We start from the raw sequence: 15985 nt of genomic DNA on the forward strand, positions 1-15985 counted from the left end.
GATATTTTGGGGTATTTCAAGTTTTTAATTTTACCTTTTAAAAACCTTGATAAATCTTCAGAGGACTGCTAAACTATAGGGGTGAAAGGTAAATGAAGGAAAAAGGAGGGTAAAAAAGGGTGAAACGCTTCTTTTCATGTCTTAATAACAATAATAACAAAAACCAAGCCCGTAATGAAACGGAGGACGACGCTGACGACAGACACGTCAAAGCACAAACCTCGTTGTTCCTCCGCAAGGTAAGCTTAAAAAGTCTGCTCGTGATAGGATTCAGTCTGTGTTTCATGATTGGCACTATTGCTGTGAGCGATGCAACGCCAAAGAAACGTATTGCTGTTCTCTATTTTGAGGATCACAGCCGCTTTGATTCTCCTACCGGATGTGGTTGTGTCCCCGCCTTCATCGGAAGCATCTTCGGCACCAAGAAACGATGGGATTTGGAGGCAGGATTTGCGAAAATGCTCAATCGGAAGTTCGTCGAAACGAATGTGTATGAACCTGTCAGTAAAGATGAACTCCTCGATGCGATGGCACTTATGACGCTCTCACGGCAGAACCTGAGAAAACTGGATCAAGAACAGTATGCAACGCTTGCGAAGCATCTCAACGTAGACGTAATTGTGGTAGGCGATATCCGAAAATTTAATCAAGAACGCTTGCGGGCGAACGCTTCGCGCACGCTGCGGGAAGGTGGACGAGAATCGCAGCAAGGACTTGGGCGCACGAGTTACCTGGCGCCTGTTATCCTGCGAGGGTCTCTACACCGTGCCACCATTAAACTGAACATGAAATTCTACAACGCCGCCGGTAGCCTTGTGGCTGAGCCGCGAATCTCCGCCAGCCGTGATCACCGGTACACCGGCACAAAATTCGCCACTCTTGAAGCCAGTATGACCGAGGAAGGAACGAACCTCTCTTTTGGTCAAACAAAGGACGCTCAACGGAAGAATCCACGCCCGATTGTTAGACCGACCGAACTTAATCAGATCCAGTTTGCGAGTGCTGAATACGACAGAACCCTTTTCGGTGTCGTAACCAATGAAGCGTTGATTAAAGTGGTTTTGGCACTTCGAGACAACGTCGGTCCCAATTTCATTACGCCTTGGGAACCGAAAACCGGAATCGCGAAGGAAGGACAAGAAACGCCGGAAACGGTATCTGGGGAGCCTGTGAAAGGCAAAATTCAGTACGTGGATAATGAACATCCGGATAAGATTTATGTCAATATCGGTTCCAGCAAGCGGATCGCTATCAACCAAGAGTTCGCTGTCTATACCAAAGGCAAACCGGTCCGAGATTTAGATACAGGGGAAATCCTAACATACGTCCCGAAGCAGATTGGGCTTGTGGCGGTTTCTGAAATCCTGAATGATAAGGTTTCTATCTTCCGAATTGTTGAGATAACGGAACCTCTCAAAATCGGAGATGCTGTTCGCGAGATTACACCCGATGCTGCCCCATCCGCGGAATCTACTTCAGAAACAGATGCGTCTGAAGAATAACAATGAATCTCAAAAGGAGTGATGTGATGTGCCTTCCGACTTTTAACGTTAACTTTTGGCTCCCCGTAACGGTGTGTCTCGTAATTCTATTTGGATGTGCTGACCCAGGCACACAGAAAAAGAGCGAAGAGGCGGATGCGACTGCCACTCAGAAAATCAAAATCGGTTTGTCTATGGATTCGTTGCGGGTGGAACGCTGGCAGAAGGACCGAGATATTTTCACGGCTGAAGCAGAGAAACTCGGTGCTGAGGTTATCGTCCAGTCTGCTGATGGAGATGAACGTCGACAGAACGAACAAGCCGAGAACATGATTACCCAGGGTGTGGACGTTCTCGTTGTTATTCCGAAGGATAGCGTCGCTGCTGCACAAATCGTCCAAATCGCACACGCTGAGGGAATCAAAGTCATCGCCTACGATCGACTCATCCGTGAGAGTTCACCTGATCTCTATATCTCTTTTGACAACGAACAGGTCGGGTACTTGCAAGCCGAATACCTACTGCGTCAGAAGCCAGAAGGTGCCTATTTCCTGCTCGGTGGTGCCCCAACCGACAATAACGCACAACTCCTTCGACAGGGGCAGCTCCGTGCCTTGCAACCCGCAATTGACAGCGGTGCCATTCGTTTAGTGGCAGGTGGAGAACATTGGGCGGTTAATTGGGATCCGCGGGACGCGCTCAAAAAGGCAGAACAGGTCTTGACACAGACGAACAACCAAATAGACGCTGTCGTTGCGTCAAATGATGGCACAGCCGGTGGCGTGATACAAGCACTTGAGGGACAGAATTTAGCGGGAAGCGTCCTTGTGTCGGGGCAGGATGCCGAACTTGCCGCCTGTCAGCGGATTGTCAAAGGCTCACAAACGATGACGGTTTACAAACCGATCCACCTCATCGCAACGAAGGCGGCACAAGCCGCTGTCGCACTCGCAAAAGGTGAAGCCATCGCTGAAGCGACACAGACCGTTAACAACGGCAAAATTGAAGTGCCATCCATCCTACTGACACCTATCCAAGTTGACAAAGCGAATCTGGATGAAGTCGTCATTAAAGATGGATTCCATACAAGCGAAGCCGTTTATCAGGAATAGTTATCGGTTATCGGTTGTCAGTTGTCGGCGGTGGCTTCAGTCATACGTAAACTTCAACAAGAATAGCCCTAAGATTGTAGCGCGTAATGAAATGGAGCGCGGATTTAAGAAAGGGATGCTAAAGTTCTAGCGGAAACACCCAAGCAAAAACACCCACGTTGTTTAACCGCAAGGAATAATTAAAAAATGCCTATTTTTCTCATCGGGATAAATGATCCAGACATCGGCATTGATGATCGGTTAAGTTGGGTTTGGCGTTCCGATGCTTATCAAAATCTCATCATCATTGCATGCCTTGTCGGTGCGGGGTGGCTCCTCCGATATGCCTCCCAGCAAGAGTACTGGCGCAACGCCGCGCGACAAATTCGCAGAAACCGACTCGCTATTGTCTGTCTTTTCGTTCTCTTGGGATACCTCCTTGTCGGTGGGTTGGATAGCATCGGTTGGCGTGACCCGCTCGTCCGGCAGACCGACCAAACACTCACTCGAAATGAGAAGGGTGACATTGTCTATAGACCGAGAGGTTTAAGCCTCCTGGATAGGCTTTGCACACCGCTTCGAGAACGCACCGAAAAAACCTATTCCGCCCCCTTCGCAACGCATCTGTATGCGAAAAGCACCCTCCAGACACCTGATGGGCGCACGGTTCGCGACTATCCACCGCTTCAGTATCCCCGGAGTCATCTCCTTGGCACTGACAAAGTGGGCAATGATGTCCTCTACCGTGCCTTAAAAGGCATCCGTACTGGACTCGTTATTGGTGGATTTACGACCTTGATTGCTGTGCCATTCGCCATATTTTTCGGTGTTATCGCGGGTTATTTTGGGGGGTGGGTAGATGATGCTGTTCAGTACATCTACGCCACACTCGATTCCATTCCGTCTATCCTCCTTATCGTTGCCTTCATGCTCCTCTTTGGACAGGGGTTATTCAATCTCTGTCTCATCATGGGTATCAGAAGTTGGACAGGGTTGTGTCGTATCCTACGCGGTGAAACCTTGAAACTCCGGGAATTGGAGTACATCCAAGCGTCCGAAGCCTTTGGGGTCCATCGTGGACTCATTATTCTCAAGCATCTCATTCCGAACCTCATGCATATCGTATTGATCACCACGATCTTACGCTTTAGTGGATTGGTATTGACAGAGGCGTTGCTGAGTTATCTCCAAATCGGTGTTGAACCGACAACAGGAAGTTGGGGCAATATGATTAACACAGCGCGTTTAGAACTCGCTCGCGACCCGGTTGTTTGGTGGAATCTCACCGCAGCGTTTACATTTATGTTTGGATTGGTGCTACCCGCAAACCTCTTCGGCGATGCCGTCCGTGATGCGTTAGATCCCAGACTGCGGACGGAATAGACAGATGCCATGTTAAACAGATTGGATCATTAAAAAAATAAACAACGGACAGTGATGCCCGTTGTTTGTTATTTCCTACTTGTTCTGATGAGTTCATTCCTTCTCAAATTCTTTGAGGAACCCGATAAACTCTCGGCGGTGTTTTTCCTCATCGGCGAGGAGTTTGATGCAGAGGTCTTGCGTGACGTAATCTATTCCATCGCACATACGGATAATCTTATTGTATTGATCGCACGCGAGATTTTCTGTCTCAATAACCCCATGGATTGTTGATATAAGGTCTGTAGAATCTTCTGGGGGTTGGAGCGATGCTTGTTCGGCTTTAAAACCGAACGATCCCGGCACTCTGCCGCCGATTTCTTTGATACGATTTGCTAATTCTTGGGCATGTGTAATTTCTGTTTGGATGTCTGTTGCAAGAGATTTCTTAATCTCTTCTGCACGAATACCATCCAAATCCACAGAAATAGCGAGATAGTTGATGGTTGCCTCTATCTCAAGCCAATAGACGCGAGTGAGTTCTTCGATGATTGCGGTGTTCGTTACTTGACTCATAATATATCTCCTAATGATGAGGTGTTAGAATTTTGGTTTTTTATTTCTGCATCTATTAGTGTATCACATGTTAGAACCGATTTCAAACGCTTTTATATTTTGACGCGAGACGTAAACGCGCTTGATTCCGACTTGCCTTTATCAGGTAACATCGAACGCTATAATTTCGTGGATAGACTTGTATTAGTGAACCTTGAAGGGACCTCCGTGGGGCTCCTCCTTCAACTCAGGTCGAGCGGAATCGAGGAACACCTCATGAAGTTCGAGTTTGTTTGATTGTGTGAACGCTTCGTTAGGCAACGTGCCGGATTGGGCATGTCCCTTGCGGAATTCCTCCGATTCTATCCAGTTTTCAAAATCCTGTCGTGATTCCCAGAGTGTGAAAACGATGTATGGATCACCCTCGTTGACAGGGCGCAAAACTTGATTCGAGATAAACCCCGGCATTCCATCAACGAGACGGGCTCGGTTTTGAAACCGTTCCTCAAAGGCATCTTGGTATTTAGGGGCGACATAAATTCGGTTCGCAACAGTTATCATCAAAATCTTCTCCTTGTTGAAAATTGAGGATGGAGTTTGTCTGTTCTACAGTGATTCTAAGAACGCAATGAGAGCGTCGCGTTCTTCCTTAGACATCTGTTCAACGGCTTGACGTGATGCTTCCGCTTCCCCACCGTGCCAGAGAATCGCTTCCATTAAGTCCCGCGCCCTGCCGTCATGGAGGAAGTTGGTATGACCGTTAACCCTTCTCACCAAACCGATACCCCATAGTGGGGGGGTCCGCCATTCGCGACCGTTGGCACGAAAATCGGAACGATTGTCCGCTAAATCGGGTCCCATGTCGTGTAACAACATATCCGTGAACGGTTGAATTGTCTGGTTGCTCACTGAAGGGACGCCTGCTAAGACACCGGTTCTTAACGTCGGAACATGGCAACTGGCGCATTGTGCTTTAGCAAAAAGGACTTCGCCTTGTTTAACCTGTGGATCGTCTACATTGCGTCGCGCTGGCACTGCCAGTGTTTGAACGTAGAACGTCACCACTTCTAAAATCTCGTCGCTAATTTCCGGTGTTGCGTCGTGGGCAGTGAGTTGCGATTGCCCCGCTGAGTTTTCCGTCATGAACAGGGATGTAGTTAGACCCATGTCGTCGTGATATGCTGCTGCAACCTGTTGCAACAGTGTCGGTTGGTTCGCTTTCCACCCGAAGCGTCCCAGCGTGTAACGCTGGGCTACGACATCCCATACGTAATTCGGCCTGCCTGAGATACCGTCTCCATCGACATCGTTTTCATCTGCATAAGCAAGAATTGCTTCTTCAGGAATCGCTTCCAGCAAACCCAGTCCAAAGACGGATGGTGCGACGCGTGGTGATACTTCAACGTTTTCTGGCAGTGGTTGATAGGTTTCCGTAAATGTGTAATTCGGATAACGCAGATACACACGCGTCCCGTCTGCTGTTGTTAGCGTCTGCTCGGTATAGTCAATTTTGATCTTACCCTCTGGGGCTGTTCCGAAAATGGCGCGGTTGTTAAGTTGTGTACCGAATCCCGGAACGGGGATAGGAGGTTGTCCATCCATCGCATCTGCCGGCTTCGGAAGACTGAGCCTAAAGAGCATAGACACGAATTTCTCATCAACTTTTGGTGGTCGCCCACGACCATCCCGGGAATGACAGTTGATGCACGAAATATTGTTGTAAATGGGTCCCAGTCCAGGGTTTACTTCCGCAGGTGCTGTTACAAAATTGGCTTCAAATTCGACATCGCCTTCCAAATGCTTTTCAAATGCCGAGGTCGAAAGGTTGGGAGCAGGGGTTGAAAACGCGTGGCTTGATGCATCAAAGACAGTCGTCTCACCACCGGAGAGCTCGCTTGTTGCAAATACTGGTGTCGATTCTACAGCCACGGGTGACTCGGTGTCACACGCACTTAGCAAAATTGACATCAAAAGGATTAGAGGGAGTAAACTAAAAAAAGATTTCATCTCTTTCGCTATTGATATCACAATAAGACTATAAATGTATAGTGCGGGAACAGCATCTCTGCTGTTCCCCGCAAAAACGAAATAGCCCTTTCGTGTTTACATTTTTGGAATTAAACGCTTTACAAACTATATTAATTAAATTCACTCGATTGGACGAGCGGGAGTATATTTTGTTCGAGTGTCAGTTGAACCGTGCTGACAGCATCAATCGCAGCTTGGACAGCACCGCGGTTCGCAGTAATCGAATCCCGGAACGGATCTGGAATTGCGCCGATAGCAGAAATCGCTGCCTGCACCTCTTGTTGGAAACGAGCGTCTAACGCTGGATCTTGACCGCTCACGAATCCGTTGAGTCCTTTTCCGTAGACGTTCTGAATCCCACGGATGTTGTTTTGGAAATCCGAGATGGAATTGAAACTGAACTGAGATTCAACAAGGGTTGTGTCAGATTCGTTGTAGGGATCGGAGATCTTACCATTCGCTACCTCATCGGCAATGACGATCATGCCGTTGACGATCTCTTGCACTGCTGCACTTTGTGAGGGATAGACAACACTGCCCGTGCCAGCTTGGGCAACTGCACTGACAAAATTTTCGCCGCCTGGTGCCCATGCCGCCTGAAGTTGAGAGGTACTTACCTTGAGATTCTCTGTCGTCGAAAGGAGGTACTTCAACTCACGATCGGTTATATCCGATGCTTTGCGTTGGTCTCCTTCGCGGAACAGCAGGAATTCAATTGTGTGAAAACCTTTCTGTGTATCTTCTAATCCACCGACAAAATCCACTGTTAAGGAATCGCCGCTGTCCAGAACGGATTGTAGATTGACACGATCAACCGGCCAGCTATCCAGTGCCGGATCGAGTCCTTGCGTGTCTACGGGACCGAACAGGAATGCTTCGCTCTGTTCCCACGGTATTCGCGTGGCTATCCACGCCTGTTGCGCTTTTTCGAGATTCCCTTGCGAGGTATCGCTTTCCAATGCCTTGACAGCGGCTAAAAGTTCCCCCGCTTTATTGTCCAGATCGGTATAGGTGGATAACACGAGACCATTCGCAAAATCGTTGAGCATCGTGGTGGCATCAAAAGCCTCAGCGTGATCGTGTTCATCGTGCTCGTCTGTTTCTTCATCACTGCCACATCCAATAACAAAAGCGGATGCCAGTAGTAAACAAAAGAGTAATGTCCAAATCTTATAGAGTTTCATAAAAACCTCCATGTTTTTATTAATATTGAAAACCGAAACCGAGCGAAAAGGTATTTTCTCGGTTTTTATCTTTTGCCGCTAACTGACGAAGGGAATAATGGCTCTTGAAAACCATCTTTGGATGGACATGGTAGTTAACGCCAAAGGTCCATGCAGCTCTTTCCCATCGTGGATTGTCGAAGATAATACCTTCAACACTCGCCATCGTATCGTAATAGTCGTAACGCGCAAAAACATCTAAGACCTGGTCTGGCGGCGTGTCCTGCAGATCTTGGTGTTCCGTGCTGTTGTTAGATTGTCCGAAAAGTGATAATAGGTCGTAACCCGCCTCAATATACCAACCTAAGGCTGAACTTCCTATCGGAGTTCGCTTTGCATTGAGATTATTGGAGAGGGTCCGGTTGACTTTAGACAGTTGATCGGCATTCTCAAGCGTTCCCCAAAGGAACAACCCTCGAACTTTCACAGCATTCATTTCGTAGAATCCGTGGAGACTCACAATCCCAACATGTGCATCGAAATCCACATCAGGTTTCGGTCGATTTGCCGCAGTATCTCCGTAATAACCGGAGAGGCCGATGGTAGCGTTTTCATTAAACACATAATCGAGGCGTCCAACGAATGCGGGTGCTTCGGCGTTGATTGTTTCAAATCGTAGTTGGTGTCCGCGAACGATCCAGTGCCGAGAACTGAAACCCGTTGAATCCAATCCGTTGACAATTTGTGCCTGATAGTTCAGGGAACCAAGCGATCCAAAAATTTCAATACCTGTTTCATGCCAGATGGTTGGAATAATGTGTGCCTCCGCTTCCGGACGCGTTGTCGTAAAGTAGTGCTGTGGTCGATGCCGTTTCGCGACAAGGCCGACTGGGACAATGATATGCCCGACGCGGAAGTTATAGGAGGGCTGAAAGGAAAAGACAACGGCAAGTTTTTCGACAATGACCTCGCCGCCTTTTTCGATCTCTGTCTCAAATTCCCCGAACTCTTCAAATTTGTCGAATTCCATCGTGCTACCGGTGCCACCATGCTCGAATTCAAGTTCCGACTCGAGTCGGATGGTGTCATTAATACGGTATTTCGGCGCGATAACGAAGCGTTCCACGTCAATAGCAGCGCGTCTGCCTGGATCGAGCTCCCAATCGAAATGGGAGTAGTGAATCACGCCGTATCCAGAGACCGAGAATGGATTTGATTCAGCAATAACACCGACACTGAGTGAAATAAACATTCCACAAACCGCGAGAAATCTTATAGAATTTGCCAATTGTTTCTTCATGAATATGATTTTTTAAACATGATATTGAGACTCATTATCATTTTTGGTCTTTGGTTACTCGATAGTCTGAACATTTGTTGGAGATTACGTTCCTGAAAAATTGATAACGAATCTCATTATCTTTTAATTATACCCGCAATTTTCGCGAATGTCAAAAAAATCGCAGTAAATTCGCAAAAAATTGCACGAATTGTGTTAATTATACCCGCAATTTTCGCGAATATCAAAAAATATCAAGATTTCTAAGTTAAATCAATTATTTGAAGTTCATAGGCTATAGAAATCATAGAACGTTTCGACAGAACATTCAGGTCTCAGGACTTGGTAGGGAAAGCATTGAAGGCAACCGTCAACCGTTTTTTGTCTGCTAAGGCAATCCAAAAACTGTGAGGCAGTCGGTTGTCGAATGGATCCCTTGCGGGCGATAAACTGTCCCCACAATGCCCAAAACGTGGTTTCATAACCAACGGGTTTCGCCGTCTTAACATAGTCTGGTGGAAAGAGCCTAAGGTAGGTGGGTATGTTGTAAAGCCAAGATCCACCCCGCACTGTTGCCACGTCGGGGTGGTTTGCTTGGATGTATCGAAACATCGCCGACACCTCCGACTTCCGGACGGTCATTCTTGCTTTGCTTAAGGTGCCGTGTTCAGAGGTTTCACGGTTTTCAAAATGGAGCCGAAGTTTTTTCGTGCCGCGCCATGGATAGACAACGGTTAGTATTTTCTCAACGCCAACCAAAATGATGCGTTAAGCAACAAGGGTCTGGATGGGATATTCAAGGAGATGGGACAGAGAATACTCGTCGGACGAGGGCTGGTACTCACCATCGTATTCCGGGGCTGTCCAAAAGGGACTCCAAATCGTGGCTCGATCCTGACCGATGTAAAGTGTTTTTCCAATGACTGCCCATGCTGTGCCATCGGATGTAAACGCGATACAGCCCGTACTAATCCGATCGGTGGGTTCTGTGAGTTGGTCGTTGAGTTGCGTCCATGTCTCGCCGCCATTCTCTGAACGACAGAGCCAAGCACCACCGCCTCTCGGTCCGCTTTGGACTGTGGCGATCAGTAGGTCTCGGTCTATTGGGTGTACAGCAATAGCCGTGCCGTAACGACGCGGTAAACCGTGAAACCGATGTTCCCAGGAGTGCCCACGGTCAGCACTAACATAAACACCGTTTTGCGTGTTCGCGTAAACTCGATTATCGTCTGCAGGACACGTAGTGACCTGATGGACATCTTCATGAAGTTCCGGCGTGACAGGTTCCCAGGAAATCCCTTCATCGTGGGAACGCATGATACTTCCAACGTGGATATCTGCGTAACAAAAGCCGTCTTGGGTTTTAGCAAAAGTCCGCACGGCTGGGGGACCACCCCACGGCGTATACCAATCTTGCCTACATTCTAATTCGTCAAAGGCGACAACCCGTTCAGCTGGTCCCTCTTCTCCAACGAGGCGATAGACATAAGCACCCTCATCTGTTCCGATGAGCAGGGTCAACGGATCCTCACGAACAACAAGCAACGCAGCGATTGGATCCGCTATACCTGTTGGGATTCGTTTTTCACCATTCTCCGATAAAACGAGTAGTGTTCCATCCGACAAAGCAGACACCACAGTTTTGCCGCTTGACAGTGAAACCATCGCACCATGAGGTGCCATTCCGCCAAGAATACCTTCATAGGCGAGGGTAGGTTCACTATTTCCATCATCTCCAACGGCATAGATGGCGTTGTAAGTTGCGATAAACATGATGTTCTCTCCTTTGGGGTATGCTCCGATATTATAGTGGATGCAAAATGTGTCTAAAACTTCTCTGACTGCGGAGATGTAACAGGCATTATCGAATGCGATAAATAATAGGTAATTGCGTCCTATTCGTTTGCCTCAACATCCACGAGTAGTTCCCGTCCATTCAAGGGCTGGACCGGCCGGTTGTTGTCATGGATAATTGCTTTAAACGCTGCAATTTGTGCTTCAGACATCTCGATCGGGGTTGTCAGCACAATCCATTTGACATCTTCTGAACAAGGCGGGGTTGTCAGTGAACCTTCGTAGCGGTAGGAACTTCCGAAATACGACGGAGATATATCTTCTACCTGATCATTTGGTGAGAACATAAAACGCGGATTGACGATCAAACTGCCATCCTCGGTGACATTTTCAACGCGTTGCGTTTCACCTGGGGTGCTGGGCAGATGTGCCCAGACAGGGTCAAAGGCGAAATTGTGGCTACCTTTCTCGATTAGCACTCCAACGACTGCCAGGTTGCCCTCCTCACTTTTATGAACGAAATGCACCTCCATTTCAAAGAGTTTACCTGCCACCGTATGTTCACTCGGGGCGTGAAAGTGAAATTGGAGCAACTGATACCGCACACCATCGATCTCGATCCAATTCCCTTCTGGGTATACGACTTCAATCGTATGACCGGTGTTGCGGATGTCCATACGTGTTGGATTGTCGTAATAGTAGGGAATGGGCGGGAGATTTGCGGACGTGGGGTTGACGAGATTGATGGGTGATTGATGTTTCCCTACAGCACAGAGCATATATTTCGGACTAAGTTCCGCCCAAACGTCCGGTCCATTCTCCGGTGCGTAGCCCCATTCTATCTTCCCAGTGTCGGATGAGCCATTCCTTGTCTTTCCGCCACTTGTTATACACATAAAAATACACATAATGTTAATAAATGACTTTGTAATAGGATGCAAACCACATCCTAAAATTAGTTTTGCGGACTCCATGTAAATTATCTCGCACCCCTCTTTATCCGTAAGCCATTTCCGGATGTTTGCCAAGAACCCGCAACAGTCGTTCATCGGCACCTTCCAAGACGTAATCCGGCATACGGTAATTCAGGTAGGGCCAGAACCGCTGTGCGACAAAGCGTTGCCCGTAGACTTGATGAAACAGATAACGGACGCGATCCGTCTGGTTCGGTGCCCCTCGATGCCACGTCTGCCCATTAAGTAGGTAGAGATCGCCTGCTTTCATGAGGAGTGAAACAGGTGTTTTGCCATCAAAGGTTGGATGTTCCGAATCATCGGGTTGTTGTCCGGAGTAATGGCTACCCGGAACGAATTGGGACGGACCGTATTTAACATCATCTTGGTCGGTCAGTGCGATTTGCACGGACATACGAAGCACGGGCATCCGTAATCTCGGATCGTGCCGTTCCATCTCTGGTGTGATCGGAAATTCTACACCATCGTCGATATGAAACCGGTTGATCCCTAAATCTTTTCGGTTGAGAATACACCCTTGAGCGATACAATGACAGTGCTCACCTAATACACTTTCAGCAATGCTGATAATCGGTTCGCGCACCAGCAGATCTCGAAACATGAGGTCGCACTCAAAGAGGCGATGCACCACGATAGGATCTTTACCATCTTGTCGAGAACCTTTGACATTCCGCTTATGCATGAAGTAAGGTTCGGCAAAGATTTCGTCAACGCGCGCAACAATCCGTTCGCACTCTTCGCGTGAGAGCACGTTTCGGATAATCGTTACACCGTTTTGATAAAAATCCTCCGAGATGGTGTTCAAGGGGTCTGGAGGTAGTGGCTCGGCGGGAAGTACTTGTTCTATTGGCATTGGTTATGCTCCATAGAGAGGCTACACCTAAACAAAGAGAAGCTGCCCGCCTGTAACAAACTGAACGTGCTGGCAGCTTTATATGTTAATTGTTGCCTTGCTTACAGCGTGAATGTCTTCTCATCGTCAAGTGCCATCAGTGCGAACCATGTATTGATGTCCGTACGCTCTGGAGCAATTCGGCTGATCATTTTCGCCATGAGTGCCGTGTAGCGTTCATCCGTGGGACCCATCTGGATCATCCGTTCGTTATAGGCTTCAATATCTGCTTCATTTTTCGGATGATTCGCCTTCAGCCACGCCTCAAGCTCTGCATCGGTTGCCGACGTTTTCAATGCTTCAGCAAATTCTGCTGCAGATATACCAAGGAAACCCAGCGTTGCCCGATCGATCCCCGAATCTTCACCGTAAAAATAAGCACCGAGCGTGTTGCTATTAGAGGCGCGCCCTTTGTCAATCAACCGTGCAAGTTGAACCATTCCGTAGACATCCGTGTTGTAGGGACTTCGTGGCGCGCGGCGGTTGAGATCAACAATACCGAAACTCAACTGATCGTCCACGTCCTGAAGCATAACCCATGTGGTAATGTCTGTGCGGGTCGGATCTACTTCTTGACAGCGCGCTTCAAACCGTTCCCGTGTCGCTTCGTTGGGTCCGTAGTTTACCAACGTCTGATTGAATTCATCGATTTCGTCCTGCGATTTACCGCAGTTTTCCAGTACCCAGGCACCGAGTTCGAGATTATTCGGGTTGTTGACCGCTGCTTCCTGAAAATCAGCAGCGGAAATACCGAGGAATGCTAAAATACGGATGTCTTGTCCAGAGGCCTCCCCATATAGGTATTCACCGATTTTGCCTGCGCGTTCTGCTCGCGCCTTGTCTGTCATCCGCGCGACACCGCAGATGCCACCGACATCTTTGGCACGTGCGCTACGGGGTGGACCAGCAGTCAGGTCGACCTGCCAGAAACTTCCCCAATCGTCGAGTTCCATCGACTGTAATACCGTTGTAATATCGGTTCTGCCTGGGGCAAAGCGAGCGAGTCGCTCCTTCAACCGTTGTTTGTGTCCCTCTGTGTCGGGGAGTTGGCTGAGGGCGGCATCGTTAAACTCAGCGATCTCTGCTGCGGTTTTTCCACTTGTTTCAAGCACCCAGTGTCCCAGAGCAGCATCATCGTGTTCGTCAACCGCTTCGGCGTAAGCATCGGCGGAAATCCCTAAAAACGTTAAGACGCGCTGATCCAAACCGGAACTCTCACCGTAGATATAATCGCCGAGAGTTTCTGCGTTATGTGCGCGTGCCTTGTCTGTCATCCGTGCCACACCTACGATCCCGGCGATTCCGAGATTTGAAGGGCGACGTGGCGGTTGGCGTATCAAATCCATAATTTATGTCCTTCCAGTTCAAGAAATGAGATATTATATCTTTAGCAAATATTTTAGCATGCTCAGAAAGCGTGTCAAGAGAAAAAGTAAATTGACTCCCTAATTTACCTTGTTAATTTTTATGGGACATTGTATATTTATATCAAAACTTCATGGAGGCATACAATGGGATTTCCTGTTTACGATTACCGCACAGATATACGGAATATATTGGTGACACCACAAATTCGCTCTCGATTTCTAAGGATGGAGCCTGGACAAAGTGCCCAACTTCATAGTCATGACTTGGGACATGAAATTTTCCTAATTCTGGAAGGGCGCGTCGAATTCGAGATTGAGGGTGAAACTGAAGAACTCGGACCAGGGCAAATGTGTGTCGCTTTGGCAGACCAACCGCACACAGTGCGAGTCCTCGGTGATGAACCTATAACAATGTATCTGTCTGTTACGCCACACATCCACCCCACGCACACGCCGCGGACAGAAAAAGGTGAACGACTCCCGCACAATTTCACCCCTTCTCGTGCTTACGATGTTGAGCCCGATATGCAGGTATCGGTAGCGGAACTCGTTGCTCGCCAGATACACGCCGCACAATTGTTGGAAGAACTCACCCACACCTGTGCGGCAGTTCAGCGGGAGATGGGCACACAGCTTAAGGCAGCACTCGCTGAAGATGATGACGACACCGCTATCGCAGCGCGTAAAGCAATGTGGGAAGCCATCTATCCCGTTTACAAGGCTGTTGCTGAATTAGGTGATGTTTGGAACGCGCTGGCGCCTCGCGTGACCCAATAGACTATTTTTAATTTGTTTTGTTTTGGTGTTTGTGCTATACTTAAAAACAACAAAGAGTATGTTCGCCTAATTTACGGGAATTATTTAAATTTGAACCGAATTTGATTTGACAACGTTTTAAAATTAGGGTAAACTTATCTTTTAACCTTTAAGGTCCCATTTGAACGACTCACCTTGCGCTCTGATTCCAATGCGCTGGTGCGGAAGAATCTCCCATATTTATTGCGGTTGAAATCTTTTGTCAAACGGGGGACTATAATCTTTACCGAAGGTAAGGAAATGTCAGACATATAAATGAATTATGAAGGAGTGTCTTATGAAAGACCAGCTTTTTAATAGGAAGATCCTTTTTTCCTTATTAGCTGTTGTAATGTGTTTAGGGTTTACAGCCATGAGTCACGGTGCAGCCGTTGTTTCTGTGGACCCCGCTGAAGTAGAATCCCCAGCAGCCGGGGAAGAACTCATGGTGAATATTAACATAACAGGCGGCGCAGGTGTTGCTGGATATGGGTTAACCGTCAATTTTGATTCAACCGCGCTTGAATATGTTTCTGGTGCGAATGCAGACTATTTGCCTGCTGGTGCCTTTCCAGTGCCCCCTACTACAACTGATAGTAGCGTCACAATCGCGGCAGCTGCTATTGGTGCTACGTCTGACGGCGATGGAACGCTCGCTACCGTAACATTTACAGTTGTTGAGGCAAAAGCATCTACTATCAGTTTGACAGATGTTACACTTGCTGATGCTACTGCTGCTGCATTAGAAGTGACGACTATGGACGGTATGGTGACCGTCGCTGGTGCTGAGCCAGCAGCCGAAGAACCCGCTGCTGAAGAAGAAGCAGCCGAGGAAGAAGCAGCCGAAGAGCCCGCTGCTGAAGAAGAAACAGCCGAAGAGCCTGCTGCTGAGGAAGAAGCCCCTGCCGAAGAGGTTGCTCCTGAAATGCCGGCGAGCCAGATGTTCGAGATTACCCTCACGAACCTGACAGAAGGTGTACACGGTGAGAGCGGACAAACGCTATCTCCCGCCATTTTCGCAGCACACCCTGCTGGCGTTAAACTCGCCGAAGTCGGTCAACCCGCAAGTGAATTAATTGTCGCACTTGCTGAAGGTGGAGATGTGTCAGGACTCGCCGCGTTTGCGACAGCTGCTGGTGCGAACGTCATGATCGCTATGAATGCGGATGGGACGCGCAGATATACGATGCCGGGTCAATCTACG

At 48.2% G+C, this 15985-nt stretch carries 15 protein-coding genes; 5 read left to right on the forward strand and 10 right to left on the reverse strand.

The annotated features are described in order from the left end of the window. Positions 1–119: 119 nt before the first annotated feature. The 3 genes from F4X88_08855 (at position 120) to F4X88_08865 (ending at position 3955) form a co-directional block, all read left to right on the forward strand. Positions 120–1502, forward strand: a complete 1383-nt coding sequence (locus F4X88_08855) for a hypothetical protein (protein ID MYA56390.1) — start codon at positions 120–122, stop codon at positions 1500–1502. Positions 1503–1504: 2 nt separating this feature from the next. Beyond that, a complete protein-coding gene (gene xylF, locus F4X88_08860; protein ID MYA56391.1) occupies positions 1505–2593 on the forward strand; it encodes a D-xylose ABC transporter substrate-binding protein in 1089 nt (362 codons plus the stop codon). A gap of 186 nt (positions 2594–2779) precedes the next feature. Next, the gene (locus F4X88_08865) at positions 2780–3955 is read left to right on the forward strand and encodes an ABC transporter permease (protein ID MYA56392.1); all 1176 of its coding nucleotides are present in this window, start codon (positions 2780–2782) and stop codon (positions 3953–3955) included. 93 nt (positions 3956–4048) lie between these two features. On the opposite strand, the gene F4X88_08870 is transcribed toward F4X88_08865, so the two are convergent. From F4X88_08870 to F4X88_08915, 10 genes are all read right to left on the reverse strand, one after another. Further along, on the reverse strand, positions 4049–4510 hold the full coding sequence (locus F4X88_08870) for a rubrerythrin (GenBank protein MYA56393.1): 462 nt from the start codon (positions 4508–4510) through the stop codon (positions 4049–4051). Positions 4511–4693: 183 nt separating this feature from the next. Beyond that, complete coding sequence (locus F4X88_08875; protein MYA56394.1) at positions 4694–5050, reverse strand: antibiotic biosynthesis monooxygenase; 357 nt, start codon at positions 5048–5050, stop codon at positions 4694–4696. 45 nt (positions 5051–5095) lie between these two features. Then, a complete protein-coding gene (locus tag F4X88_08880) occupies positions 5096–6496 on the reverse strand; it encodes a c-type cytochrome (GenBank protein MYA56395.1) in 1401 nt (466 codons plus the stop codon). Between the two features lie 131 nt (positions 6497–6627). Continuing rightward, positions 6628–7713: a peptidase M75 gene (locus tag F4X88_08885; GenBank protein MYA56396.1), complete on the reverse strand. Its 1086-nt coding sequence runs from the start codon at positions 7711–7713 to the stop codon at positions 6628–6630. Positions 7714–7720: 7 nt separating this feature from the next. Then, the gene (locus F4X88_08890; GenBank protein MYA56397.1) at positions 7721–8932 is read right to left on the reverse strand and encodes an autotransporter outer membrane beta-barrel domain-containing protein; all 1212 of its coding nucleotides are present in this window, start codon (positions 8930–8932) and stop codon (positions 7721–7723) included. Between the two features lie 315 nt (positions 8933–9247). Further along, positions 9248–9718 carry a hypothetical protein gene (locus F4X88_08895; protein MYA56398.1) on the reverse strand — a complete coding sequence of 157 codons (471 nt, stop codon included), beginning with the start codon at positions 9716–9718 and terminating at the stop codon, positions 9248–9250. A 9-nt stretch (positions 9719–9727) separates the two neighbouring features. Then, positions 9728–10732 (reverse strand): hypothetical protein, encoded by a 1005-nt coding sequence (locus tag F4X88_08900; GenBank protein ID MYA56399.1) that lies wholly within the window; start codon positions 10730–10732, stop codon positions 9728–9730. Positions 10733–10854: 122 nt separating this feature from the next. Next, positions 10855–11802 (reverse strand): carbonic anhydrase family protein, encoded by a 948-nt coding sequence (locus tag F4X88_08905; GenBank protein ID MYA56400.1) that lies wholly within the window; start codon positions 11800–11802, stop codon positions 10855–10857. Further along, on the reverse strand, positions 11750–12580 hold the full coding sequence (locus F4X88_08910; GenBank protein MYA56401.1) for a phytanoyl-CoA dioxygenase family protein: 831 nt from the start codon (positions 12578–12580) through the stop codon (positions 11750–11752). Before F4X88_08910 ends, F4X88_08905 begins: the two co-directional genes overlap by 53 nt. Positions 12581–12681: 101 nt before the next feature. Next, complete coding sequence (locus F4X88_08915) at positions 12682–13965, reverse strand: DUF5069 domain-containing protein (protein ID MYA56402.1); 1284 nt, start codon at positions 13963–13965, stop codon at positions 12682–12684. Positions 13966–14130: 165 nt separating this feature from the next. On the opposite strand from F4X88_08915, the gene F4X88_08920 reads away from it, so the two are divergent. Beyond that, positions 14131–14763, forward strand: a complete 633-nt coding sequence (locus F4X88_08920) for a cupin domain-containing protein (protein ID MYA56403.1) — start codon at positions 14131–14133, stop codon at positions 14761–14763. A 301-nt stretch (positions 14764–15064) separates the two neighbouring features. After that, the coding region (locus F4X88_08925; GenBank protein ID MYA56404.1) for a hypothetical protein at positions 15065–15985 on the forward strand (921 nt) is incomplete at its 3' end.

Source organism: Candidatus Poribacteria bacterium, assembly GCA_009839745.1.
GTDB lineage: Bacteria > Poribacteria > WGA-4E > WGA-4E > WGA-3G > WGA-3G.